The sequence below is a fragment of the Nocardioides conyzicola genome, assembly GCF_039543825.1.
Classification (GTDB): Bacteria; Actinomycetota; Actinomycetes; order Propionibacteriales; family Nocardioidaceae; genus Nocardioides; species Nocardioides conyzicola.
The window spans coordinates 2,258,593-2,281,933 of record NZ_BAABKM010000002.1 but is presented as its reverse complement, the minus strand read 5'-3'; the positions used below and the strand labels follow the sequence as shown (position 1 = coordinate 2,281,933).

Genomic DNA, 23,341 nt, shown 5'->3' with positions numbered 1-23,341 from the left:
CCCGAGTGTGCGGATCGGTTCGCCGTATTGACAAGTTTCGTTGCCGGAATGGCAAACTGGGACCATGACCGACTTCGAGGACGTCCTGGAGGCCGTCGGCCCGCGGCTGCGCGCGGCCCGGCTGGAGCGCGGCGCGACGCTGGCGGAGCTGGCGGAGTCGACCGGCATCTCGGTGAGCACCCTGTCGCGGCTCGAGTCCGGCCAGCGCAAGCCGACCCTGGAGCTCCTGCTGCCCCTGGCGCGGGCGCACCAGATCCCGCTCGACGAGCTGGTCGACGCGCCGGAGACCGGCGACCCGCGCGTACGGGCGAAGCCGATCACGCGCCACGGACGCACGTACCTCCCGCTGACCCGGCGGCCGGGCGGACTCCAGGCGTTCAAGGTGATCATCCCGAAGGACGAGGACCTGCCGTCGAAGCTCGCGACCCACGAGGGGTACGAGTGGATCTACGTCCTCTCCGGCCGGCTCCGCCTCCTGCTCGGCGACCAGGACATGGTCATCGAGCCGGGCGAGGTGGTGGAGTTCGACACCCGCACCCCGCACTGGCTGGGCAATCCCGGGCCGCACCCCGTCGAGCTGCTGGCGCTCTACGGCCCGCAGGGGGAGCGGATGCACGTGCGGTGACGGCGTACGCGAAACTGGGCCGGTGAGTGCTGACGGCGAGGAGCTCGCCACCTGGCTGGAGGGGCTCGGCCTCGCCGACCACCTGGCCGAGGCGGGCCTGCCGACCTTCACCCGTGACGGCGACGGGCGGGCCGTGTGGACCGAGCCCGACCGGGTCGACGAGCTCGACCGGCTGCTGCGCAGCGAGGGCAGCGAGCCCGAGCACGCCGTCCCGGTCGCGCTGGTCCTGATCGCCCGCCAGGCCCGGCTGCGGGCGACTCTGCTCGAGACGCCGTGGTTCACCTACGAGACGCTGGCCGAGGTGCGCGGGACGTCGGTCGACGCGACCCGGTACGCCGTGCACAAGGCCGACCAGACCCACCGGCTGCTGATCCTGCCGGTCGAGGGTCGCACCGTGGTGCCGGCGTTCCAGCTCACCGACGAGGGCGAGGTCCGTCCCGACGTCGCGCCGCTGCTGGAGCCGTTGCTCGCCGCGGGCATGGATCCCTGGCGCGCGTGGGCGTGGCTGACCCAGCCCGCCGCACTGACCTTCGGCCGCGCCCCCGCGGAGGCCGTCACCGACCCCGAGCTGACGGACCTGGTGCTGCACGCCGCCGTACGCCTGGCCGAGAGGATCTGAGCCGTGGCGTTCGAGAAGCTGATGGCCGGGCCGGTGGCCGACACGGTCGCCCGGTTGCAGGCGCGCATCGAGGCGCGCTTCCCCGGCCGGGGGCTCTGCGACGTGGCCGGCGAGCTCGCGACCCTGGTCGACCAGGTGGCGACCAACGCGGCCGTCCACCAGTCGCGGATCCGCACCGCCCGGATCGTGTCGAGGGTCCTGGTCGCGGCCATCGTCGCCGGCACCGCCCTCGCCCTCGGACTCGCGATCCACAGCGCGATCGGTGACAGCGGCCCGGACGGACTCGACTGGCTGCCGCTGATCGAGACCACCGTCAACGACCTGGTCTTCGCCGCCATCGCGGTCTTCTTCCTGCTCACCTTCCCCGAGCGGCTCCAGCGCGGCGACATCCTCGAGATGCTGCATCGCCTCCGGTCGCTGGCCCACATCATCGACATGCACCAGCTGACGAAGGACCCGGAGCGACTGCGCGCGAGCTTCGTGCCGACGGCGATGAGCACGTCGAACGACCTGGATCGCGACCAGATGGAGCGCTACCTCGACTACTGCTCCGAGCTGCTCAGCCTGGTCGGCAAGACGGCCGCCCTGTGCGCCGAGGAGTCCCGCGACGCGATCGTGCTCGACACGGTCAGCACCATCGAGACCCTGACCACCGGCATGTCCCGCAAGATCTGGCAGAAGATCACGGTGCTCTCACGCGAGTGAGCGCAGGTGGGCGAGCGTCGTGGCCCAGGCGTCGGAGTCGGGGTCGACGAGGACGAAGTGGTCGCCCTCGACCTCGACCAGCTCCGCGGTGGCGCCGGCCTGGCGAGCGGCGGCGACGTACGACCTGGACTGGCTGATCGGGACGTTGTCGTCCGCGGTGCCGTGGACGCACCAGACCGGGACATCGAGCGGCACCTGACGGATCGGGTCGACGTCGGCGTCGTCCGGGCCGGGCGGGTGCCCGAGGAACGCCTCGACCGCGCCGCCGCCGAGCCCCTCGTCGTACGCCGCGGCCAGGTCGAGCACCCCGGCCTGCGAGATGACGTGGGTCAGGCCCCCGTGGCCGGCCGCCCACGTGACCAGGTGCCCGCCGGCCGAGTGCCCGATCCCGACGACGACGTCGGCGTCCACCGGGCAGGCGTCGATCGCCGCGCGGACGTCGTCGAGGGTGTCGGAGGCGCCGGTGCCGCGGCGGTACTCGATCGCCCACGTGGCCCAGCCGGCCGCGACCAGGCTCGGGACCATCGGCGTGGCGTACTCGATGCCGTACTCCGGCTTCCAGAAGCCGCCGTGCACCAGCACCGCGACGCCGCGCGGCTCACCGGACGGCTGCGTGAGCTCGCCGTACTGCGCCGGGTCGGCGCCGTAGGTGACCCTGCGCGTGCCCTTCGGGGGCTTCTTCTCCGACACGGTGCTCCCCTCCGAGCAGGCGGCCAGTGCCGCCGCGACCGCGGGCAGCATGAGGAGGGTACGGCGTCGCATGGTGGTGGTTCGGCGCGAGGCGCGATCGCGACTGGTCCGCGCCGAGCTCCTCGGGCACTTCGTGAACTCCTGGGGCACTGCAGAGCCTGAGAAGCTAAGGGATACCCGGTTAACCGGGTATCCCTGAGACTCAGCCCAACGCCGCAGGCAGCGTGCCCGCCCAGGCCCGGCGGAGCTCGCTGAGGGGCACGTCGAAGACACCCTCGACGTCGAGGGCGTCGCCACCGGTGACGCCGAGAGGCGCGATGGGGACGCCGTGCTCGCCGGCCAGCTCGACCAGGCGCTCGGCGTCGCCGTCGGCGACGGTGACGACCACGCGGGCGGTGGACTCGCTGAAGAGCGCGACGAAGGGGTCACCCACGACGTTGACGGTGACGCCGACCCCGTGTCGCAGCGACGACTCGGCGAGCGTCTGGACGAGACCGCCGTCGGACACGTCGTGCGCGGAGGACAGCAGCCCGACGCCGGCGTGCAGCAGCTGGGCCAGGGACCGCTCGGCCTCGAGGTCGACCGTCGGCGGCAGGCCGCCGAGGTGGCCGTGCTCCACGTGCGCCCACTCGGAGCCGGACAGCTCCTCGCGGGTCTCGCCGAGCAGGAAGACGCGCTCCCCGCCGGCCGACCAGGCCGACGGCGTGCGCAGCGTGACGTCGTCCATCACGCCGAGGACGGCGACGACGGGCGTCGGCAGGATCGGGGTCTCGCCGGTCTGGTTGTAGAGGCTGACGTTGCCGCCGGTGACCGGGATGCCGAGGGTGAGGCAGGCGTCCTTGAGGCCGCGGCAGGCCTCCGCGAACTGCCACATCACGGCCGGGTCCTCGGGCGAGCCGAAGTTGAGGCAGTCCGAGATCGCGAGGGGTACGGCGCCGCCGGTGGCCACGTTGCGGTAGCTCTCGACGAGCGCGAGCTGGGCGCCGGCGTAGGGGTCGAGCAGGGCGAACCGGCCGTTGCAGTCGGTCGAGATCGCGACCCCGAGGTTGGTGTCGGGGTCGACCCGGATCATCCCGCTGTCACTGGGCTGCGAGAGCACGGTGTTGCCGCGCACGTAGCGGTCGTACTGGTCGGTGATCCACGACTTGTCGCACAGGTTGGGGCTGGCGACCATCCGCAGGACGGTGTCGCGCAGCTCGGCGCCGGTGCCGGGCCGCTGCAGCGACTCGGCGCCGTCGGCCTGCAGGTCGTCCTGCCACGACGGGCGCTCGAGGGGACGGTGGTAGGTCGGGCCGTCGTGCGCGACGGAGCGCGGGGGTACGTCGACGACGCGCTCGCCGTGCCAGTCGATCTGCAGCCGGCCGGTGTCGGTGACCTCGCCGACCACGACCGCCTCGACGTCCCACTTGGCGCAGATCGCCAGGAACGCCGCGACGTCGTCGGGCTCGACGACCGCCATCATCCGCTCCTGCGACTCGCTCATCAGGATCTCCTCGGGCGCGAGCGTGGAGTCACGCAGGGGCACCCGGTCGAGCTCGACGTGCATGCCGCCGTCGCCGGCGGACGCGAGCTCGGACGTCGCGCAGGAGAGGCCGGCACCGCCGAGGTCCTGGATGCCCGCGACCAGCCCGGCCGCGAAGATCTCGAGCGTGCACTCGATGAGCAGCTTCTCCATGAACGGGTCGCCGACCTGCACGCTCGGCCGCTTCGCCGGGCCGTCCGCGTCGAAGGTCTCGGACGCGAGGACCGAGACGCCGCCGATGCCGTCGCCGCCGGTGCGCGCGCCGTACAGGATCACCTGGTTGCCGACGCCGGACGCCTTGGCGAGGTGCAGGTCCTCGTGCCGCAGCACGCCGACGCAGAGCGCGTTGACGAGCGGGTTGCCGGCGTACGACGCGTCGAAGACCGCCTCGCCGCCGATGTTGGGCAGCCCGAGCATGTTGCCGTAGCCGCCGACGCCCGCGACGATCCCGGGCAGCACCCGGTGGGTGTCGTCGGCGTCGAGCGGGCCGAAGCGCAGCGGGTCCATCACCGCGACCGGGCGCGCGCCCATCGCGAGGATGTCGCGGACGATGCCGCCGACGCCGGTCGCGGCGCCCTGGTAGGGCTCGACGTACGACGGGTGGTTGTGCGACTCGACCTTGAACGTGACGGCGTAGCCCTGGCCGATGTCGAGCACGCCGGCGTTCTCACCGATGCCGGCCAGCATCTTGCCGACGGGCGTCGTCTGCGGGATCTCCGAGAACTGCTTGAGGTGCACCTTGGAGCTCTTGTAGGAGCAGTGCTCGCTCCACATCACGGAGTACATCGCGAGCTCGGAGCTGGTCGGCCGGCGGCCCAGGATCTCGCGGATCTCGGCGTACTCGTCGGGCTTCAGCCCGAGGTCGGACCACGGCTGCTCGCGCTGGGGGTCCTCGGTGGCGACGGTGACGGTGTCGAGATGGGCGATGCGGGTCTCTGGCACGGGCGCCAATCTACCGGCGCCAGGCGTGGGTCAGCGCATCAGCCCGTCGGCGAGGACGGCGAGCATCGGTCGTACGGCGTCGGCGTCGAGCCCGGCCTGGTCGGCGACCGTCGCCACCCCGCCCACGAGGCGGCACACCTGGATGACGTCGACGTCGTCACGGAGCGCGCTGTGCTCGCCCAGCTGGTCGATGACGCGGCGGTTGGCCGTGGCCAGCACCTGGCACTTGGTCATGATCGGCGAGTCCGGGTTGCCCATCGCCGAGGTGATCTTGGCCGGACCGCCCTTGTGCTGGCTGATCAGGGCGACGTACTGCTCGAACCAGTTGAGCAGCACGTCCCGGTCGGTGCCCTCGTGGGTGAGCGCCTTGTCGACGGTCTCGTTGACCCGGTCGACCCAGGACTGCATGACCGCGTCGAGCAGGTTCTCCCGCTTCGGGAAGTGCCGGTAGAGCGTGCCCGGACCGACTCCCGCGCGCTTGGCGATGTCGTCCAGCGAGGCGTCGTACCCCTGCTCGCGGAAGACCAGGCGCGCGACCTCGACGATGCGGTCGTAGTTGCGCTGGGCATCGGCACGCACAGAAATTCACCTCGTCGGGGTTGCTAAACGGAGACTGTCTCCGTATCGTAGCGGAGGAAGCGGAGCCATCCTCCGGATCAAGAGTACCTCGGCCGCTCCGGCCAGAACAGGACTTCCACCTCACATGTCCTCAGACACCGTCACCACCGCCACCCACGCGGACCGGCCCGTCGACCTCCCGCCCAACGCGGGACGCGCGGCGACCGGGATCGCCATCGTCCTCGTCGCCCAGCTGATGCTCGTGCTGGACGCGACCGTCGTGAACGTCGCCCTCCCGCGCATCGACGCCGACCTCGGCTTCGGCCCCGCGTCGCTCTCGTGGGTCCTCAACGCCTACACCCTCGCCTTCGGCGGCCTGCTGCTGCTCGGCGGCCGACTCGGAGACGTGCTCGGCCGGCTCCGGATGTTCGAGCTCGGCCTCGGCCTCTTCACCATCGCCTCCCTGCTCGGCGGGCTCGCCCAGACGCCGGGACAGCTCGTCGCGACCCGCGCCCTCCAGGGCGTCGGCGCCGCCATGGCCGCACCCAGCGTGCTGGCCCTGCTCACCACGAGCGCGCCCGACCAGGCCGCGCGCAACCGCGCGTTCGCCCTCTTCGGTGCCGTCTCCTCCGGTGGCGCGTCGATCGGCCTGATCCTCGGCGGTCTGCTGACCGACGTCGGCTCCTGGCGCTGGACGCTCTTCATCAACGTCCCGATCGGCATCGCCGTGCTGCTGCTCGCCCGACGCTTCGTCGACGAGACCGCACGTCGCCCCGGACGTTTCGACCTGGTCGGCGCCGCGTCCGCGACCGGCGGCGCCGTCGTCCTGGTCTGGACGCTCATCGGCACCCCCGACCACGGCTGGACCTCGGTCCGCACCATCGCCGGGTTCGCCATCGGCCTGGCCCTGATCGCGCTGCTGGCCCGCACCGAGGTGCGGCACCCGCACCCGATGGTGCAGCCCCACCTGGTGCGCAACCGCAGCCGCGTGGGCGCGCTCGCCGTCATGGCGCTCGTGATCGGCGCGAACCTCTCGATGTTCTTCCTGGTCGTGCAGTACGTCCAGCGCGTCCTCGGGTTCGGCCCGCTCGAGTCCGGCTTCGCGTTCCTCCCGTTCAGTCTCGGCATCTTCGCGATGTCCCGCGTGACCCCGTGGCTGATCGGCCGTCTGGGCCCGCGCACGATGATGATGCTGGGCACGGCGGCGCTCGCCGTCGGCTACGCGTGGCTCAGCACCATCGGCACCGGGGACACCTACCTCGGTGCGGTGTTCGGCCCGATGCTGATCGCGGGCCTGGCGACCGGCTTCGTCTTCATGCCGATCACCGCGACCGTCCTGGCCGGCGTCGAGCCCGAGCACGCCGGATCGGCGTCGGGGCTCCTGCAGACCACGCAGCAGCTCGGCGCGGCCGTGGGTGTCGCCGTCATCGTGTCGGTGTACGCCGCCGGCGCGGTGCCCGGCGCGTTCGTCCCCGGCCTGCGGGAGGCGTTCCTCGTCTCCGCGACCTTCTGCGCCATCGCCCTCGTGGTGGCGACGGTCGTGCTGCGCCCGGCCAAGCCGGCCCTCGAGGTCCAGGTGGACGAGGCGCTGGTCGAGGCGGAGGCCGCTTAGGCCGACGCCCGCCGGGCGGCGAGGACGGGCGTCCAGGTGTGCCCGTCCCACCACCAACGGCCGTCGGCGCTCGCCACCGGCGTACCGCCCTCGACCGGGTCCGGATGGAAGTCCGGCACCAGTCCCAGGAACGGGAGCATGCTCCAGTTGTCACCCATGATCGATCCCCCAGATCGTTCGCGTGGCGGCCAGCGTGCTCCCGTTCCGCGACCGGGCGGATCGAGTTGCGGAAACCTAGCGATTCACGGCTGGCGAATTACAGATCTGTAGTTCATCGCAGACCCTGTGACTGGTGTGATTGGTGAGGTTATGGTGACGTGGCCTCGGCCGCGAGGCAGCACTGATCCTTCCCCTGGAGCACCCATGCCTCGCCCGGTCCCGCCCCTCGCCCGACGCCTCGTCACCGGCGCCCTCGCCGGCGTCCTCGCGCTCACGCTGCTGGGCGCCGTCGGCGGCAGCGAGGCGGCCACACCGGTCGCCGCGAAGGCCAAGAAGCTCAATGTCGTCACGCCCGGCGACTTCACCGGGTACGGCTTCGACCAGTGCCAGGCACCGAGCCAGGCGCGGATGGACCGGTGGCTGCAGAGCTCGCCGTTCCTCGCGGTCGGCATCTACATCGACGGCGACTCCCGGGCCTGCCGCGACCAGAAGTACCTCGACGCGACCTGGGTCAGCACCCAGCTCGCCCGCGGCTGGCGGTTGCTGCCCATCACCCTCGGCCCGCAGGCGTCGTGCCAGCCGCGGTTCCCGCGGTACAAGGACGACGTCAAGATCAGCCCGAAGGCCAACTCCAAGGGGGCGTACGCGACCGCCCTCAAGCAGGGCCGCACCCAGGCCAGCGAGTCCGTCGACGCGGCGAAGGCGCTGGGCATCGCCGCCGGGAGCACGCTCTGGTACGACCTCGAGGGCTTCGACCTCGCCAACACCAGGTGCCGCGAGTCGGCGCTGTCGTTCCTGAGCGGCTGGACCCAGCAGATCCGGGCGCTCGGCTACGTCTCCGGCGTCTACTCCAGCGCCGGGTCGGGGATCAAGGCGCTCGACGACGCGCGGGTCAACCGGCCCACGACGTACACGCTGCCCGACCAGATCTGGATCGCCCGCTGGGACGGCGTGGCCAACACCAGGACGTCGTACATCCGCAACGACGGCTGGACGCCCAACGCGCGGGTGAAGCAGTACCAGGGCGGGCACGACGAGACCTGGGGCGGCATCACCATCAACATCGACCGCAACTTCCTCGACGTGGGTCGCGGCTCGATCGCCGCCCGCGAGACCTACTGCGGCGGAGTGCCGGTGCGGTCCACCGGCTACCTCGTGCTGCGGCCCCGCACGGCGACGACGACCCCGCCCGCCGACCAGGTCAAGGTGCTCCAGTGCCTGCTGCAGCGGCAGGGCGTCTACACCGGCAAGATCCACGGCCGGTACAACAAGCGGACCCTCGCCGCGGTCAACGCGTGGCAGACCGCTCACGGCCTGGGGGTCCGGGCGGCGTGGTCCCGCAAGGCCTGGATGACGCTCTTCAGCGCGGGCGAGACCCCGGTGCTGAAGTACGGCTCCTCCGGGTCCGCGGTACGCCGCCTGCAGCGCGCGCTGTCCGTGGCCGCGGTGGGGTCGATCGCGGCGGAGGTCCGCGCCAACGGCGTGTTCGGGTCCACGACCGACAAGGCGCTGCGGGCCTGGCAGAAGAAGGTCGGCGTCGAGGTCTCCGGGGTGGCCGGGACCGAGACCTGGCCCGCGATCCAGCGCGGCCTGCGCTAGCCGGCAGGCGGTCCGACCAGCAGCGCGACCCCGGTCAGTGCGGCCACGGCGACCAGGCCGGCGAGCACGCCGCGGACCGGGTTGCGCAGCAGCCAGGCCACCGGCCGGTCGAGCCGACGGGTCGGCTCGGTGGAGGTGAGCCGCCAGCTGTCGGCGAGCGCGCCGCTCCGCTCGGCGTACCGGTCGAAGAGCACGGTGAAGAACGGCGGCACCGAGGCCGCCAGGCCGAGCAGCAGGCGGCCGGTCGACCAGCGCTGGTCGACCGCGACCAGGACCGTGGTCAGGCAGTAGGCGACGAAGACGACGCCGTGCACCATGCCGAAGACGCGGACCCCGAGCTCGGTGACGTCGGAGTACTTCAGGACCATGCCGGTGAGCAGCAGCGCCCAGGTGATCGCCTCGGCGATCGCAACGATGCGGAAGGTCTTCAGCGGGGTCATGCGAAGGCGTGCTCGACGAGTCCGGTGAAGAAGCCCAGGCCGTCGGTGCCGGCGCCGGTGAGGTCCTCGACGGCGTGCTCGGGGTGCGGCATCAGGCCGACCACGTTGCCCCGCTCGTTGCTGATCCCGGCGATGTCGCGCAGCGATCCGTTGGGGTTCACGTCGAGGTAGCGCGCCACGACCCGACCCTCGCCCTCGAGCCGGTCGAGGGTCTCGGTGTCGGCGACGAACCCGCCCTCGCCGTTCTTGAGGACGATGGTGATCGCGGCGCCCTCGGCGTACGACGAGGTCCAGGGCGTGCTGGTGTTCTCGATGCGCAGGCGCTGGTCACGGCAGACGAACTTGCGGTGGTCGTTGCGGATCAGCGCGCCCGGCAGCAGGTGGGACTCGCAGAGGATCTGGAAGCCGTTGCAGATGCCGAGGACCGGCATCCCCTTGCCCGCGGCCTCGATGACCTCCGCCATCACCGGCGAGAACCGCGAGATGGCGCCGCAGCGCAGGTAGTCGCCGTACGAGAAGCCACCCGGGAGGATGACGGCATCCACGCCCTGGAGGTCGTGGTCGCCGTGCCAGAGCGGGACAGCCGTGTGGCCACCGATGGTGACGGCGCGCTGCGCGTCGACCTCGTCGAGCGAGCCGGGGAAGGTGACGACCCCGACCTTCACCGCACGGCCTCGTCGACCCGGACGGTGTAGTTCTCGATTACCGGGTTGGAGAGCAGGGTCTCGGCCATCTTCTCGACCTCGGCGAGCACGGCGTCGGTGACCTCACCGGCGATCTCGAGCTCGAACCGCTTCCCCTGGCGGACGTCGGTGACCCCCTGGAAGCCCAGGCGCGGCAGCGCGCCGAGCACGGCCTTGCCCTGGGGGTCGAGGATCTCGGGCTTGGGCATGACGTCGACGACGACACGGGCCACGGGGGGCTCCTTCACGAGGGCTGCGGGTGCGCCGCCAGTCTAGTGGCCGCTCGCGACCGCACCGACCGCCGGGCACACTAGGGACATGAGCATGCCCGCAGGCCTTCCCGGAGCCAACGCCCTCCGGCTCGAGTTCCCCCAGTCCCTGGCGGTGTACGACGACTACGCCGCCGCCCAGAAGACCGTCGACTTCCTGTCCGACAACGAGTTCCCGGTCAGCAACCTGATGATCGTCGGCACCGACCTCAAGCGGGTCGAGCGGATCACCGGGCGGCTGACCTACGGCCGCGTCGCGCTGGGCGGCCTGCTGTCCGGCCTGTGGCTCGGGCTCTTCATCGGCCTGATCTTCTCGTTCTTCACCGAGGACAACAGCCTGCTCGGGCTGATCATCTCCTGCATGGTGATCGGTGCCGGGTTCGGCGTCGTCTGGGCACTCCTCGGCTTCGCCCTCACCCGCGGGCAGCGCGACTTCTCCTCGATCACCCAGGTGGTCGCCACCCGCTACGAGGTGCTGGTCGAGCACAAGGTCGCCGGTCAGGCCCGCGAGCTGCTCGCGAAACTGCCCGGCGCACTGCCCAACCCGTTCGAGTAGGCGCTCAGCCCGCCTCGTCGAGAGGGACCGGGTCCGAGCAGAAGAGGTACTGCCCGGCGGCGACCTGGTTGCTGTGGTCGATGAGAGGGTCGGCCTGCTGGCCCAGGGCGTCGACCGAGGGCGGGTACGGCGGCGCGAGGACCCCGAGGCAGAACCGGGCGTCGGCGGCGGGATCCGGCAGCGCGATGGTGCCGTAGCCGAGCTCGTCGCCGAAGGGCTGCACCCGCACCAGCGGGCGCGCGACCTCGACCGAGCCCTGCAGGGTCTCGCCCGCCGCCAGGCGGGTGGCCTGGACCTTGGGGGCCTGCGCCCAGTCCTTGCGGTCGGTGTCGGGCTGCGGGAAGACCCGCTGCGACACCACCACACCCCCGTCGGCACCGGTGACATAGGCACGCGAGGTGTCGCCGTCGTACTCGGCGTTCTCGTCGGCGAGCTGGTCGGGCACCAACAGCTCCCCGCCGGAGCGGTTGACCAGCCGGTAGGTCACCCGGACCGCGTCGTCGGAGACGGTCACCTCGGCCGAGAAGTCGGCGTCCGGGCGCGCGGCCGGGCCGGTCGGGTCCGCGGGCTCGCCGCCGTCGCGGACGCTCGAGCTCACGTCGTCGCCGCCGGCGCCGGTCTCGCCGTCGCCGCCGTCTCCACCGCCGCTGCTCTCGCTGCCGCACGCCGACAGGACCAGCACCCCGAGCACGGCGGCGGCCAGGACGAGCCGCCGCAGCGGCCGATCAGTAGTGGTCACGGTGTGGGGCACCCATCTCCTCGCGAAGTCCGTTCTCCGTGTAGACGTACGGGTGCCGCGGATCGATCCGTTCGGGAGTGTCGGGATCGTTGTCGTCGTCGATCGGCAGGCCGGCCGCCACCCGCTCGCGGTTGTTGTCACCGACGTCTTGGAGGTCCTCGCCCTGGTAGGTGCCGTCCGCGAGGGTGTCGTTCATGTAGTCGTAGACGTGCGCCATCTCGTGGTAGAGCACGGCGGACGGCGGACCGTCGTAGAGCGTGTTGAAGTGCGTCGAGTACTCGATGGTGTTGTCGTTGCCCGACGGGGTGGCCGTGCTGTTGTCCGGGGTGGGGTACTCGCGGATCGTGAGGGACTCCTTGTTGAAGCCGAGGAAGCCCGAGTTGTCGTGGTTGTCCTGCAGGTTCTCGAGCATCTGCTGACCGGTCGGCGACCCGCGCAGCATCTCCAGGTCCGCCTGCACCCGCGCCACGAACTCCGGGCTGCCCTCGACCTTGATGAAGGAGCCGGTGTCCGGGATCTCGACCGTGACCCGCTTCTCGGTGTCGTAGGAGGCGTCGGTGCCCTCGACGTACGACGTGTCGTTGCCGCTTCCGGCGTACGTCGTGTCGTGGCCGCGGCCGGCGTAGGTGACGTCGTCGCCTCCGCCGCCGTGGATCGTGTCGTCGTCCTTGCCGCCGGAGAGGATGTCGTTGCCCTCGCCGCCGTCGAGACGGTCGTCGCCGTCGGCGCCCTCGAGGTAGTCCTGCCCCTCGCCGCCGGACAGCACGTCGTCGCCCCCCATGCCGTAGAGGGTGTCGCGACCGGACCCGCCGACGACGGTGTCGTCGCCGCCCTGCCCGTCGAGGTAGTCGGCGTCGGCCCCGCCCGAGACCCGGTCGCCGCCGTCACCGGCGTCGATCTTGTCCTCGCCGTCCATGCCCAGGATGGTGTCGTCGCCGCCGCGGGTGGTGATCGTGTCGTTGCCCTCGCCGCCGATCAGGGTGACGTCCACGTCGGTGCCCGCGGGGACGTCGATGGTGTCGGTCCCCCCGCCGGCCCGGATCACCAGGTCCTGGCCGTCCGGCACCCGGTAGCTCTGACCGTTGACCGTGACCACGCGCTCCCCGGTCTTCGGGTCGATCTCGACCCGGATGTCGTCGTTGCCGCTGCCGGTGCTGAAGATCGTGCGGTCGCCGTCGGTGATCACGCCGACCTCGTTGCCGTCGCTCGGCACCCCGTCGAAGCCGTCGCGGCTGCCGTCCGCGACCGGAGCCCAGGTCGAGGTGAGCTGCGCCCAGGCCGTGGCCGCCTGGTTGAGTGCGGCCGTGTCCGTGGCCAGGGTGGCGTCGAGCTCGGCGCGGTGGGCCTGGGCGTTGGCGACCGCCTCGTCGGCGCGCTTGCGCTCGGCCTCGTCCTCGGTCTGGAAGTAGAAGCCACCGCCCGGCAGCGGCATCCGGGTCAGCGACGCGACCTTGGCCCACTCCTGGTCGAGGCGGCCCTGGCAGATGCGCACCGATCCGGCGGCGGCCGACAGGGTGGAGGCCAGCGACTCGGCGAGACCGGAGGCGGTGTCGAGGTCGGCGACGAGGCTCTTGCGGTGAGCGTCGTACGACTCGGCGGTCTTGCCCTCCCACCCGGCGTCACGCGCCGTCCGGGCGGCCTCGTCGACCCCGTCGCTCGCCGTGGTGATGCCGGAGGCGAGGTCGGCCCAGGCGGTCGAGGCGGTGTCGAGCCGGGCGGCCTCGTCGTGGAGGTCGAAGATCCCTTCGGGCATGCGGTGCTCCTCGCTCGACTCAGGGGTTGGGCGTGGGCGCGGGGCCGGGGCTGGGCGAGGGCAGGCCGGGCGTGAGGGTCTGCAACGACTCGGCCGCGTCCTCGTCGGTCGTCGTCATGTCGAAGGCGATCGCGTAGAGGTCGTCCATGTCCTGCTCGAGCACCGACGACAGGTGCGCGATCGCCGTGCCCGCGGCCTCCGCGACCGCCACGTGGGCGGTGACGAACGCCGGCCCACCGGCGGTGTCACCGGCGGCACCACCGGGGAGGTCGAGGCCGCCGATCGCGCCGTTCCAGGCGTCCGTCAGCTCCTGCGACGACGCCAGGCACGCGCCCGCGAGGGTCGAGAGGTCCTGGGGGATGACGCGCATGCAGGTCCCCTGCCCCCGACCGGCGGGTGCGAAACGCCCGTCAGCTGAGCTCGCGCTTGAGGATCTTGCCGGTGGAGGTCATCGGGAGGGCGTCGACGAACTCGACGATGCGCGGGTACTTGTAGCCCGCCATCTCCTCCTTGGCCCAGGCGACGATCTCGTCCTCGGTCACCTCGGCGCCGGCGTTGAGGATCAGGACCGCCTTAATCTCCTCGCCGTGGCTCTCGTGCGGAACGCCGATGACCGCGGCCAGGGAGACGGCCGGGTGGGTCATCAGGAATTCCTCGATCTCGCGCGGGTACACGTTGAAGCCGCCGCGGATGATCATGTCCTTGGACCGGTCGACGATGTAGTACCAGCCGTCCTCGTCGCGGCGGCCGAGGTCGCCGGAGCGGAACCAGCCGTCGTGGATGACCTCCGCGGTGGCCTCGGGGCGGTTGTAGTAGCCCTTCATGATGTTGTGGCCCTTGATGGCGATCTCGCCGATCTCGTCCGGGCCGTCGGGCACCGTCTCCCAGCTGTCCGGCTGGAGCAGCTCCATCTCGACGCCGGGGATCGGCACGCCGATCGAGCCGACCCGCACGGGCTCGCCGTACGGCGAGAAGCTCGCCACGGGCGACGTCTCGGAGAGCCCATAGCCCTCGAGGATGGTGACGCCGAACTTCTTCTCGAAGTCCTTGTGCACCTCGACCGGCAGCGCGGAGCCGCCGGCGGCGGCCACCCGGAGGTTGGCGGCGAGCGCCTTCACGTCGACAGACTCGTCGAGGGCGCCGAGCAGGCCCCAGTACATCGTCGGCACGCCCGCGAAGAAGGTGACCTGCTCCTTTGCCATCAGCGCGAGGGCGGCGTGCGCCTCGAAGCGCGGCAGCATCACGACGGTGCCGCCGTACGCGAAGGCGCCGTTCTGGATCACGGTCTGGCCGAAGGAGTGGAAGAGCGGCAGCACGCACAGGTAGGTGTCCGGGCGCTCGGTGTTCGCGCCGAACAGGGCCTCGCCCGACAGCGCGTTGTCGCGCATGTTGCGGTGCCGCAGCTCGGCACCCTTGGGCTGACCCGTGGTGCCCGACGTGTAGAGGATGACGGCGGTGTCGTCCTCGTCGGTGGCGACCGTCTCGAACTCCGCGGACTGGGTGCCCATCGCCTGCGCCATCGTCTCGACGCCCTCGATCGGCGAGGCGCCGTCGAGCGCGGCGGTGATGACGAAGAAGTGCTCACAGCCGTCGGCCTGCTGGAAGCCGGCGTGACCGGCCTCCCCCATCGCCAGCTCGGGCGTGCCCTCGAAGCAGAAGTAGGCCTTCGCGTCGGAGTCGCCCAGGTGGTAGGCGACCTCGCGGCCCTTGAGCAGCACGTTGAGCGGGACGACCGTGCCGCCGGCCTTGAGGATGCCGAAGTAGACGACGGTGAAGTACGGCAGGTTGGGGCAGCTGAGGGCCACCTTGTCGCCGGGCCCGATCCCCCGCGAGACCAGCAGGTTGGCGACCATGTTGGAGAAGGAGTTCAGCTGCGCGTAGGTCAGCCGGGACTCGCCGAGGACGACCGCGGTGCGGTCCGGGTAGGTCGTCGCGCTGTCCTCGAGGAGCGTCGCCAGGTTGTACGTCGTCATGGCGCCAACCTACCGGCCGCGTGGCGGAGGTCACTCCGGACGGCGTACGGCGCGGCCAGGCCCAGCACGCGCGCCACCGGTGCCAGCACCCCACGGCCCCGGAGCACCATCGTCGGCTCCACGTCGCAGCCGGCGGCGGTCTCGGTGAAGACCAGCGTCAGCGTGGCGGAGATGCCGCGCCAGGTCCCGGTCTCGGTCCAGCGGTGGGGCCGGTCCAGCTCGGTCGTCTCCATCGCCGGGCGCAGGCGGGGCCTGGTCACGTCGACCCAGGTCTGGCCGACCCGCGGCTCGCCGTCGACGTCCTCGACGCGGTCCAGGCTGGACTGCCACTCCGGGCGGTGGTGCGGGTCCGCGAGGTAGTCGAAGGCCACGGCGGGCGGCACCGGGAAGGAGACCTTCAGAACGTCTCCCCGGTCAGGAGCTCGTAGGCCTCGACGTACCGGCTGCGGGTGCGCTCCACGACCTCCGGCGGCAGCGGTGGCGGCGCCTCGCCCGACGCACGGTCCCAGCCGGACTCGGGCGACAGCGCCCAGTTGCGCACGATCTGCTTGTCGTACGACGCCTGCGTGCGGCCGGGCGACCACTCGGCCGCCGGCCAGAAGCGGGAGGAGTCGGGCGTGAGCACCTCGTCGCCGAGCACGGTGGTCCCGTCGGGGCGGGCCCCGAACTCGAGCTTGGTGTCGGCCAGGATGATCCCGCGCTCGCGGGCGATGCCCTCCGCGCGGGCGTAGACGGCGAGCGTCAGGTCGCGCAGCTCGGCGGCGCGGTCGGCGCCGATGGTGGCCGCGACCGCGTCGTACGACACGTTCTCGTCGTGGTCGCCCAGGTCGGCCTTGGTGGCCGGCGTGAAGATCGGCGCGGGCAGCCGGCTGCCGTCCTCGAGCCCGGCCGGCAGCGACACCCCGCACACCTCGCCGGAGGCGCGGTAGTCGATCAGGCCGGAACCCGTGAGGTAGCCGCGGGCGACGCACTCGACGGGGTACATCGCGAGCCGCTCGCACACGACCGCCCGACCGCGTACGACGTCCGGGACGTCCGTGCTGATCACGTGGTTCGGCACCAGGTCGGCGAGCTGCCCGAACCACCACAGCGACATCCGGGTGAGGATCTCGCCCTTGTCCGGGATCGTCGTGTCGAGCACGAAGTCGAAGATCGAGATCCGGTCGCTGGCGACCATCAGCAGGTCGCCGCCCGGGAGCTCGTACAGGTCGCGCACCTTGCCGGAGTGGAGGTGCCGGGCACCGTCGATCACCGGCGCGCTCGGGATGTTGAGGTCGGCCACGCGCTCACTCTAGGAGAGGCCCTGTTCAGTGTTTTCGTACTGGGTTACTTTTGTATGCGTGATCCGACCTCCGCAGCCCGACTTCCTGATCGTGGGCGCACCCAAGGCCGGCACCACCGCGCTGCACGCCGCGCTCTCGCAGCATCCCGAGGTCTTCGTGACCCGGCCGAAGGAGCCGAAGTACTGGCTCTGCGACGGCGCACCGCCCCCGGCCTGGCGCGGGCCCGGCGACGCGCACTCGCAGCAGGAGTGGATCTGGCGGTACGACGAGTACACCGACCTCTTCGCCTCGGCGCCACCCGACGCCGTCCGCGGCGAGAGCACGCCCTTCTACCTGTGGAGCCGGGGCGCGCACCGCCGGATCGGTGAGTCGCTCCCGGACGTCAAGCTGATCGCCCTGGTCCGCGACCCGGTCGACCGCGCGTACTCCAACTGGATGCACCTGTGGTGCGACGGGCTCGAGCCGGTGGCCGACTTCGAGACCGCGTTCGGCCGCCAGGACGCGCGGGTGCGGGCCGGGTGGGCGCCGTTCTGGCGCTACCGCGAGCTCGGGATGTACGGCGAGCAGCTCGCCCATCTCCACCAGCACGTCGACCCCGAGCGGATCCTGGTGCTGCGCTACCGCGACATCGTCGACGACCCTCCCGCCGCGGTCGACCGGGCCTGCCGGTTCCTCGGCATCACCCCGGGCACGGTCGCCACCATCCCGCGGGACAACTCCCGCAGCTATGTCCCGCCTGGGTGGCGGCCGACCGTCATCGGACCGGTGATCCGCGCCGGCGCCCGCCTGGGTCAGTTCGCCGCACCGGAGGTCTGGCGCCGCGCCAGCGCGCCGCTGGTGGCGCGCCTGCAGACCGGCGACGGCCCGCGCCCCCGGCTCACGCCTGAGCAGCGCGAACGCCTCGTCTCCGTCTTCGCCGAGGACGTCGCCCTGCTGTCCGAGCTCAGCGGCCAGGACTTCTCCGACTGGCTCTCCCCCGAGCCGAAGGGCTCGTTCGAGGAGCGCCGCCGGGCCTAGTCAGCGGACCAGCGTCACCAGGTCGTGCGCGCCGTCGGGACGGGCGGCCTCGACGTAGAAGCGGGTGCGGCCGTCGGGGAGCGGTACGGCGGAGGCGTAGCGCCAGGCGCCGTCGGAGTACGGCGACGCGATGGGGTCGGTGTCGTCGGCGACCAGCCGCTCGCCGTCCCAGCGCGCGACGCCGGTCGTCTCGAACCAGTTGGACGCCGCGTCGCGGCGGCCGTCGTAGAGGACGGTGAGGGGCTCGGCGCTGAGCACGGTCGTCACCCGGGCGCCACGCTCGTCCCACTGACCGGGGCGGCCGGCCAGCACCTCGCCGCGGTCGGTCCAGTCGAGCCCGTCGGGGCTGGTGAGCAGCCGCGTGGTCATCCGGTCCTCGTGGCCCGCGTCGGTGAGCGGGTGGCAGCACAGCCACATCCGCCAGCCGCCGGGGCCGCCCGCGGCCGGGTGCTCGACGACCGGGTCCTTGACGGCCATGTCGTCGTCACCGGGCAGCACGACGCGGCGCTCGCCGGTCGGCAGCTCCTCCGGCGTCGCGGCGGTGAGGCTGTCGACCCACCAGTGCTTGGAGCCGGGGGTGGCGCACGAGAGGTAGAGACGCCAGCCGACCCCGGGCACCGGCACCAGGACCGGCCGCTCGAAGGACTCGCAGCCGAAGGCCTCCCGGTTGACGACCGCGACCTCCTCGAAGGTCACGCCGTCGGCCGAGCGGGCGACGACCACCGAGACGCCGCGCCCCTCCGAGAGGGGCCGGCGCACCCGGTAGGTCAGCCAGAAGGTCCCGTCGACGAGCACCGCGCTGGCCGCGCCCGCCCAGTTGCCCGGGCCGACACCCGGCGCAGGGACGACGATTTCGACGTCGTCGTACGACGGGAGCGGCGGCAGCGTGTCGACGGACATGCGGCCAGCATAGTCGAGCGCGTCGGTACGATTTAGCAGCCGCAGCTGTAGTAGAGGACGTCCCAGTGGTTGCCCTCGTCGGCGTAGACGTTGCCGGAGGCGGCCGTGTAGAGCGGAGTGCCGTCGCTGCGGGTGCCGGAGTACGTGTACGTGTTGTGCACCCAGCTGGTCAGGCAGGTGGTTCGCGAGAAGTCGAGCTTGTAGCCGGTGCCGTGGCTGTAGGTGCCGCCCGCGTGGCCGGTCTCGGTGCCGCCGGTGATGGTGAGGCCGCAGCCGCTGGCGTTCTTGAGCGTGATCGCGCCGTCGATGGTCGCCTGACGGATCCCCTCGAACGACGTGCAGGTCGAGTTGCCGGGATCGCTGCAGCCGCCGGACGAGGTCCAGCCGATGCCGGCTGCGGAGAACTGCGACGCGGCGCTCGCGTGCGTCACGGCGGTCGCCGTACCGGCTAGTCCGAGCGTGCCGACGACCGCGAGCAGCAGGGCAGCCAGCACGGAGCCGGTGCGCAGGCGCAGGGTGGGTGTGGACAGGGTCATGGTGTCTCCCGAGATGGATTCCATGCAGGTCCCCTGCCCGGGCCGGGCACCGAGAAACGTCGACGTCGAGAGACCCGTCAGCGGCGCAGCCACCACTCCATGCGCTTGGTCACCCACGGCAGCGCGAGGTAGGTCATCACCGGCGTCATCACGAGGACGACGGCGAGCACGCGCAGCGGCAGCGGCCAGTCGGCGACGAGGTGCCCGGCGACCCAGTTGGCGAGGACGCTGAGGGGGTAGAAGACCAGGAAGATCACCGTCGCCTGCTTCCACCGCGGCGGCGCGGGCGCCGGCGGGCGCAGGTCCTCGACGTCGTACGTCGCCGGCGGGTCGAACCAGCCCTCGATGCCGGTCCGGCGCTCGATGCTGGACTCGCCCACCAGGCCCTGGGCGGCGCCGAGCCACCACTCGCGCTGCGGCGAGGCCTCCCAGGCCGCGAGCGAGGAGTCGTCCGCGAAGCGGTAGAGCATGTGCCACTCCTCGGACTCGGTCGAGGGGCGCACCCAGCCCGAGCCGAGGAACCCCTCGAAGCGTGCGGCGAGCGCGGAGCCCGCCCGGATCCACGCGACCATCTCGTCGTGGTGGCCGGCGTTGACGGTCCGGGTGATCGAGACGGTGACGGGACTGGGCATGTGCTGATGGTCCGGGGGTGCTGGCGAGCGGCGCAAGTCGGGCTGGCACAGTGTCGCCATGCCGGAGTCTGCAGCCGAGATCCACGCCCGCGTCGTCGCCGCTGCCGGAGACCAGCGTCTGCCCGCCCCCTCGATGACCGAGTGGGAGATCTTTCCCTGGGAGGTCGTCGACGGTGCCATCGCACCGAAGGCCCTGGCCGCGCCGGGCACCGAGGACCCGCGTCAGGGCGACGAGGGCGGCGCGCCGTGCGACGCGTGCGCCGGCTTCGACCCCGAGCGGATCGTGTGGGAGGACGAGCGCTGGGTCCTCTTCGCGCCGTCGGCACCGACCGGTCTGCCGCTGGTGATGACCCTGTGGACACGGGACCACGAGGACGCCGGCCAGATCGACGACGACCTGGCCTCCGAGTTCGGCCGGATCTCCAACCGCCTGGTGCGGATCATCGAGAGCCTGCCCGGGATCGGCCGCGTGCACGTCAACCGTTGGGGTGACGGCTCGGCCCACTTCCACGTCTGGTTCTTCGCCCGCCCCGAGGGCTTCGCCCAGATCAAGGGGTCGTACGCCGTGGAGTGGGACGACATCCTGCCGGCCGTCGACGACGCCGTACGCCGCGCCGACCTGCACGCCGTCGCCACCAAGCTCGCCAACTGGGGCGGTCACGCCCGCGCCTGATCCGTACACCCCCGATCCGCGGCGGTGGCGGATCCTCGGTGTCTCGTTGGTCATCGGCTTCATGGCCCTGCTCGACGTCTCGATCGTCAACGTCGCGATCCCGTCGATGCGCGCGGGGCTGCACACGTCGGCGGGCACCATCCAGTGGGTCGTCTCGGGCTACGCGCTGGCCTTCGGGCTGACGCTGGTCGCCGGTGGCCGGCTCGGCGACGCCTACGGCCGGCGCCGGCTGATGCTCATCGGGCTGACCTGCTTCATCGTCGCCAGCGCCGCGGTCGGCCTCGCACCGAACGCCGCCCTCGTCATCCTGGCCCGACTCCTCCAGGGCGCCAGCGCCGGGCTCCTGACGCCGCAGAACTCCGGGCTGATCCAACAGCTCTTCCGCGGTCGCGAGCGCGGCCGGGCGTTCGGGATCTTCGGGCTGACCGTGTCGGTCTCGTCGGCCATCGGGCCGGTGCTGGGCGGCCTGATCATCGCGCTCGCGGGCGAGGACGACGGCTGGCGCTGGCTCTTCCTGGTCAACGTGCCGATCGGGCTGGCCGCGATGGTCGCCGTGATGGCGATGGTCCCGCGCCGCCCACCGAGCACGGAGAAGACCGACAACCGGATCGACGTGCCCGGTGCCCTGCTGCTCGGCGCCACCGTGCTGTGCCTGCTCTACCCGGTCGTCCGGCTCGAGGGCGGGCACCGGCTGCCGCTGCTGCTCCTGGTCGGGGTGCCGGTCTTCGGCTGGGGCTTCGTGGCGTGGGAGCGGCGTACGGCGCGGCACGGCCACCCGCCGCTGCTCGACCTGGCGCTGCTGCGCAGCCTGCCCGGCTACGTCAACGGGCTGGCGGTCGGCGCCCTCTACTTCACCGGCTTCACCGGGGTGCTGCTGGTGACGTCCCTCTACCTCCAGGAGGGCATGGGGCTGTCACCGCTGCAGGCGGGACTGATGCTGATGCCGTTCGCCGCCGGCTCGGCGGTCAGCGCCCCGCTCGCGGGCCGGGTGGTCGCGGACCTCGGCCGGCGGCTCACCGTGGCTGCGCTGGCGACGATGATCACCGGCGTCGTGCTGGTCGCGGTGCTGGCCCCGGGCCACGACCCGCTCTGGCCGTGGCTGGCGCCGACGCTCCTGGTCGCCGGCCTCGGCGCGGGCGCGGTCGTCTCGCCCAACATGACACTCACGCTGGCCGACGTGCCGCCGCGGATGGGCGGCGCGGCAGGAGGAGCCCTCCAGACGGGACAGCGGATCGGCGCCTCCATCGGCGCCGCCGTGCTGGTGACCGTCTACCAGGTCGTCGTGGCGGACTCCTCCCCCGACGCCGCCATGCGGGCCGCGCTGCTGACCGGTGCCGCCCTGGTCAGCCTGGCACTGCTGATGGCGATCCAGGCGCTGCGCCAGGCCAGGACCCTGCAGTCGCTAGAGGATGCCGCCAGGTGAGTACGCCGCGGCCTCGGGATGGCGGGCGGTGACCTCGGCGACCCGGCGTACGACCGCCTCGACCTGGGCGACCGCGGCACCGGTGAACGTGATCGGCTCGGCGACCAGGCTCGCGAGCTGGGCCTCCGTCAGGCCGAGGCGCGGGTCGGCGGCGAGGCGGGCGAAGACGTCGTTGTCGGCCTGGCCCTGGCGCATGTCGAGCGCGGTGCCGACCGCCGCCTCCTTGATCGCCTCGTGCGCGGCCTCGCGCCCGACGCCGTTGCGCACGGCGGCCATCAGCACCTTCGTGGTGGAGAGGAACGGCAGGTAGCGGTCCAGCTCGCGCTGGATCACGGCCGGGAAGGCGCCGAACTCGTCGAGCACCGTCAGGAAGGTCTCGAAGAGGCCGTCGGCGGCGAAGAACGCGTCCGGCAGGGCGACGCGGCGTACGACCGAGTCGGAGACGTCGCCCTCGTTCCACTGGTCTCCGGCGAGCTCGCCGATCATCGACAGGTGGCCGCGCAGCACGACGGACAGGCCGTTGACCCGCTCGGCGGAGCGGCTGTTCATCTTGTGCGGCATCGCGGACGAGCCGACCTGGCCCTCCTTGAAGCCCTCCGTCACCAGCTCGTTGCCGGCCATCAGCCGGATCGTGGTCGCCAGGTTGGACGGGGCGGCGACCAGCTGGACCAGCGAGGACACGACGTCGAAGTCGAGCGAGCGGGGATAGACCTGGCCGACGCTGGTCAGGACCCGGTCGAAGCCGAGGTGGTGCGCGACCCGCTCCTCGAGCTGCTGCAGCTTGGCCTCGTCGCCGTCGAGGAGGTCGAGCATGTCCTGGGCGGTGCCCATCGGGCCCTTGATGCCGCGCAGCGGGTAGCGGTCGAGGAGGCCCTCGATGCGCTCGACGGCGATCAGCATCTCGTCGGCGATGGTCGCGAATCGCTTGCCCAGGGTGGTCGCCTGCGCGGCCACGTTGTGCGAGCGGCCCGCCATCACGGTGGCCTCGTGCTCGGCGGCGAGCCGGCCGAGCCGCGCCAGCGCCGCCACGGCCCGGTCCCGGACCAGCGCCAGGGACTGCTTGACCTGGAGCTGCTCGACGTTCTCGGTCAGGTCACGCGAGGTCATGCCCTTGTGGATGTGCTCGTGCCCGGCCAGCGCCGAGAACTCCTCGATCCGCGCCTTCACGTCGTGGCGGGTGACCCGCTCGCGGGTCGCGATCGACTCGAGGTCGACCTTGTCCGTGACGTCGCGGTAGGCCTCGATCACGCCGTCCGGCACGTCGATGCCGAGGTCGCGCTGCGCCTCGAGCACCGCGATCCACAGCTGCCGCTCCAGCACGATCTTGTGCTCGGGGGACCAGATCTGGGCCAGCTCGGCGGAGGCGTAGCGGGTCGCGAGGATGTTCGGCACGGTCACGTGCCTCATCCTCCCACGGCCGCCACGGCGCTTGT

The 23,341-nt window shown here is 71.9% G+C and carries 26 protein-coding genes; 9 read left to right on the top strand and 17 right to left on the bottom strand.

What is annotated here, in order from left to right:
* Positions 1-64 precede the first annotated feature (64 nt).
* The 3 genes from ABEA34_RS14090 to ABEA34_RS14080 are packed head-to-tail and all read left to right on the top strand — an operon-like array spanning position 65 to position 1,949.
* Positions 65-625: a helix-turn-helix domain-containing protein gene (locus ABEA34_RS14090; RefSeq protein WP_345521965.1), complete on the top strand. Its 561-nt coding sequence runs from the start codon at positions 65-67 to the stop codon at positions 623-625.
* Between the two features lie 22 nt (positions 626-647).
* A complete protein-coding gene (locus ABEA34_RS14085; protein WP_345521964.1) occupies positions 648-1,244 on the top strand; it encodes a hypothetical protein in 597 nt (198 codons plus the stop codon).
* Positions 1,245-1,247: 3 nt separating this feature from the next.
* The gene (locus tag ABEA34_RS14080) at positions 1,248-1,949 is read left to right on the top strand and encodes a hypothetical protein (protein ID WP_345521963.1); all 702 of its coding nucleotides are present in this window, start codon (positions 1,248-1,250) and stop codon (positions 1,947-1,949) included.
* On the opposite strand, the gene ABEA34_RS14075 is transcribed toward ABEA34_RS14080, so the two are convergent.
* From ABEA34_RS14075 to ABEA34_RS14065, 3 genes are all read right to left on the bottom strand, one after another.
* Complete coding sequence (locus tag ABEA34_RS14075; RefSeq protein ID WP_345521962.1) at positions 1,938-2,711, bottom strand: alpha/beta hydrolase family protein; 774 nt, start codon at positions 2,709-2,711, stop codon at positions 1,938-1,940. The genes ABEA34_RS14080 and ABEA34_RS14075 overlap by 12 nt on opposite strands.
* A gap of 130 nt (positions 2,712-2,841) precedes the next feature.
* The gene (gene purL / locus ABEA34_RS14070) at positions 2,842-5,103 is read right to left on the bottom strand and encodes a phosphoribosylformylglycinamidine synthase subunit PurL (RefSeq protein WP_345521961.1); all 2,262 of its coding nucleotides are present in this window, start codon (positions 5,101-5,103) and stop codon (positions 2,842-2,844) included.
* 30 nt (positions 5,104-5,133) lie between these two features.
* Positions 5,134-5,682, bottom strand: a complete 549-nt coding sequence (locus tag ABEA34_RS14065) for a TetR/AcrR family transcriptional regulator (RefSeq protein ID WP_345521960.1) — start codon at positions 5,680-5,682, stop codon at positions 5,134-5,136.
* 124 nt (positions 5,683-5,806) lie between these two features.
* On the opposite strand from ABEA34_RS14065, the gene ABEA34_RS14060 reads away from it, so the two are divergent.
* Positions 5,807-7,273, top strand: coding sequence for an MFS transporter (locus tag ABEA34_RS14060; protein ID WP_345521959.1), 1,467 nt, complete (start codon positions 5,807-5,809; stop codon positions 7,271-7,273).
* Here the strand turns inward: ABEA34_RS14060 and ABEA34_RS14055 are convergent.
* Positions 7,270-7,431, bottom strand: coding sequence for a hypothetical protein (locus ABEA34_RS14055; protein ID WP_345521958.1), 162 nt, complete (start codon positions 7,429-7,431; stop codon positions 7,270-7,272). The genes ABEA34_RS14060 and ABEA34_RS14055 overlap by 4 nt on opposite strands.
* A gap of 205 nt (positions 7,432-7,636) precedes the next feature.
* On the opposite strand from ABEA34_RS14055, the gene ABEA34_RS14050 reads away from it, so the two are divergent.
* Complete coding sequence (locus ABEA34_RS14050) at positions 7,637-9,031, top strand: glycoside hydrolase domain-containing protein (protein WP_345521957.1); 1,395 nt, start codon at positions 7,637-7,639, stop codon at positions 9,029-9,031.
* Here ABEA34_RS14050 and ABEA34_RS14045 read toward each other — a convergent pair.
* The 3 genes from ABEA34_RS14045 to purS are packed head-to-tail and all read right to left on the bottom strand — an operon-like array spanning position 9,028 to position 10,387.
* Positions 9,028-9,471, bottom strand: a complete 444-nt coding sequence (locus tag ABEA34_RS14045) for a DUF3817 domain-containing protein (RefSeq protein ID WP_345521956.1) — start codon at positions 9,469-9,471, stop codon at positions 9,028-9,030. The two genes, ABEA34_RS14050 and ABEA34_RS14045, sit on opposite strands and share 4 nt — an antisense overlap.
* Positions 9,468-10,136: a phosphoribosylformylglycinamidine synthase subunit PurQ gene (purQ, locus tag ABEA34_RS14040; protein ID WP_345521954.1), complete on the bottom strand. Its 669-nt coding sequence runs from the start codon at positions 10,134-10,136 to the stop codon at positions 9,468-9,470. Before purQ ends, ABEA34_RS14045 begins: the two co-directional genes overlap by 4 nt.
* Positions 10,133-10,387, bottom strand: a complete 255-nt coding sequence (gene purS / locus ABEA34_RS14035) for a phosphoribosylformylglycinamidine synthase subunit PurS (protein ID WP_345521953.1) — start codon at positions 10,385-10,387, stop codon at positions 10,133-10,135. Before purS ends, purQ begins: the two co-directional genes overlap by 4 nt.
* 91 nt (positions 10,388-10,478) lie before the next feature.
* Between purS and ABEA34_RS14030 the strand changes: the two genes are divergently transcribed.
* Positions 10,479-10,979 (top strand): YflT domain-containing protein, encoded by a 501-nt coding sequence (locus tag ABEA34_RS14030; RefSeq protein WP_345522792.1) that lies wholly within the window; start codon positions 10,479-10,481, stop codon positions 10,977-10,979.
* A 4-nt stretch (positions 10,980-10,983) separates the two neighbouring features.
* On the opposite strand, the gene ABEA34_RS14025 is transcribed toward ABEA34_RS14030, so the two are convergent.
* Genes ABEA34_RS14025 through ABEA34_RS14000 form a run of 6 tightly spaced genes read right to left on the bottom strand, consistent with a single transcriptional unit; the run spans position 10,984 to position 16,726 of the window.
* Positions 10,984-11,730, bottom strand: a complete 747-nt coding sequence (locus ABEA34_RS14025) for a hypothetical protein (protein ID WP_345521952.1) — start codon at positions 11,728-11,730, stop codon at positions 10,984-10,986.
* Positions 11,705-13,471, bottom strand: coding sequence for a M91 family zinc metallopeptidase (locus ABEA34_RS14020; protein ID WP_345521951.1), 1,767 nt, complete (start codon positions 13,469-13,471; stop codon positions 11,705-11,707). The genes ABEA34_RS14025 and ABEA34_RS14020 overlap by 26 nt, the downstream gene beginning before the upstream one ends.
* Positions 13,472-13,490: 19 nt before the next feature.
* Positions 13,491-13,841: a hypothetical protein gene (locus ABEA34_RS14015; protein WP_345521949.1), complete on the bottom strand. Its 351-nt coding sequence runs from the start codon at positions 13,839-13,841 to the stop codon at positions 13,491-13,493.
* A gap of 40 nt (positions 13,842-13,881) precedes the next feature.
* On the bottom strand, positions 13,882-15,444 hold the full coding sequence (locus ABEA34_RS14010) for a long-chain-fatty-acid--CoA ligase (protein WP_345521947.1): 1,563 nt from the start codon (positions 15,442-15,444) through the stop codon (positions 13,882-13,884).
* Entirely contained in the window at positions 15,441-15,827 is a 387-nt protein-coding gene (locus ABEA34_RS14005) for an SRPBCC family protein (protein WP_486348345.1), read from the bottom strand. The genes ABEA34_RS14010 and ABEA34_RS14005 overlap by 4 nt, the downstream gene beginning before the upstream one ends.
* Before the next feature lie 14 nt (positions 15,828-15,841).
* Positions 15,842-16,726, bottom strand: a complete 885-nt coding sequence (locus tag ABEA34_RS14000) for a phosphoribosylaminoimidazolesuccinocarboxamide synthase (RefSeq protein WP_345521945.1) — start codon at positions 16,724-16,726, stop codon at positions 15,842-15,844.
* Between the two features lie 58 nt (positions 16,727-16,784).
* Here ABEA34_RS14000 and ABEA34_RS13995 point away from each other — a divergent pair, with 58 nt between their 5' ends.
* Complete coding sequence (locus ABEA34_RS13995) at positions 16,785-17,744, top strand: sulfotransferase family protein (protein ID WP_345521943.1); 960 nt, start codon at positions 16,785-16,787, stop codon at positions 17,742-17,744.
* On the opposite strand, the gene ABEA34_RS13990 is transcribed toward ABEA34_RS13995, so the two are convergent.
* Genes ABEA34_RS13990 through ABEA34_RS13980 form a run of 3 tightly spaced genes read right to left on the bottom strand, consistent with a single transcriptional unit; the run spans position 17,745 to position 19,812 of the window.
* Complete coding sequence (locus ABEA34_RS13990) at positions 17,745-18,644, bottom strand: glycoside hydrolase family protein (protein WP_345521941.1); 900 nt, start codon at positions 18,642-18,644, stop codon at positions 17,745-17,747.
* A 32-nt stretch (positions 18,645-18,676) separates the two neighbouring features.
* Positions 18,677-19,204 (bottom strand): hypothetical protein, encoded by a 528-nt coding sequence (locus ABEA34_RS13985; protein WP_345521940.1) that lies wholly within the window; start codon positions 19,202-19,204, stop codon positions 18,677-18,679.
* Positions 19,205-19,257: 53 nt separating this feature from the next.
* Complete coding sequence (locus ABEA34_RS13980; RefSeq protein ID WP_345521939.1) at positions 19,258-19,812, bottom strand: antibiotic biosynthesis monooxygenase; 555 nt, start codon at positions 19,810-19,812, stop codon at positions 19,258-19,260.
* Between the two features lie 58 nt (positions 19,813-19,870).
* On the opposite strand from ABEA34_RS13980, the gene ABEA34_RS13975 reads away from it, so the two are divergent.
* Together ABEA34_RS13975 and ABEA34_RS13970 are read left to right on the top strand one after the other, a co-directional pair.
* Positions 19,871-20,485, top strand: coding sequence for an HIT family protein (locus tag ABEA34_RS13975; RefSeq protein ID WP_345521938.1), 615 nt, complete (start codon positions 19,871-19,873; stop codon positions 20,483-20,485).
* Positions 20,486-20,531: 46 nt separating this feature from the next.
* On the top strand, positions 20,532-21,908 hold the full coding sequence (locus tag ABEA34_RS13970; RefSeq protein WP_345521936.1) for an MFS transporter: 1,377 nt from the start codon (positions 20,532-20,534) through the stop codon (positions 21,906-21,908).
* Here the strand turns inward: ABEA34_RS13970 and purB are convergent.
* On the bottom strand, positions 21,888-23,315 hold the full coding sequence (purB, locus tag ABEA34_RS13965) for an adenylosuccinate lyase (RefSeq protein ID WP_345521935.1): 1,428 nt from the start codon (positions 23,313-23,315) through the stop codon (positions 21,888-21,890). The genes ABEA34_RS13970 and purB overlap by 21 nt on opposite strands.
* Positions 23,316-23,341 lie beyond the last annotated feature (26 nt).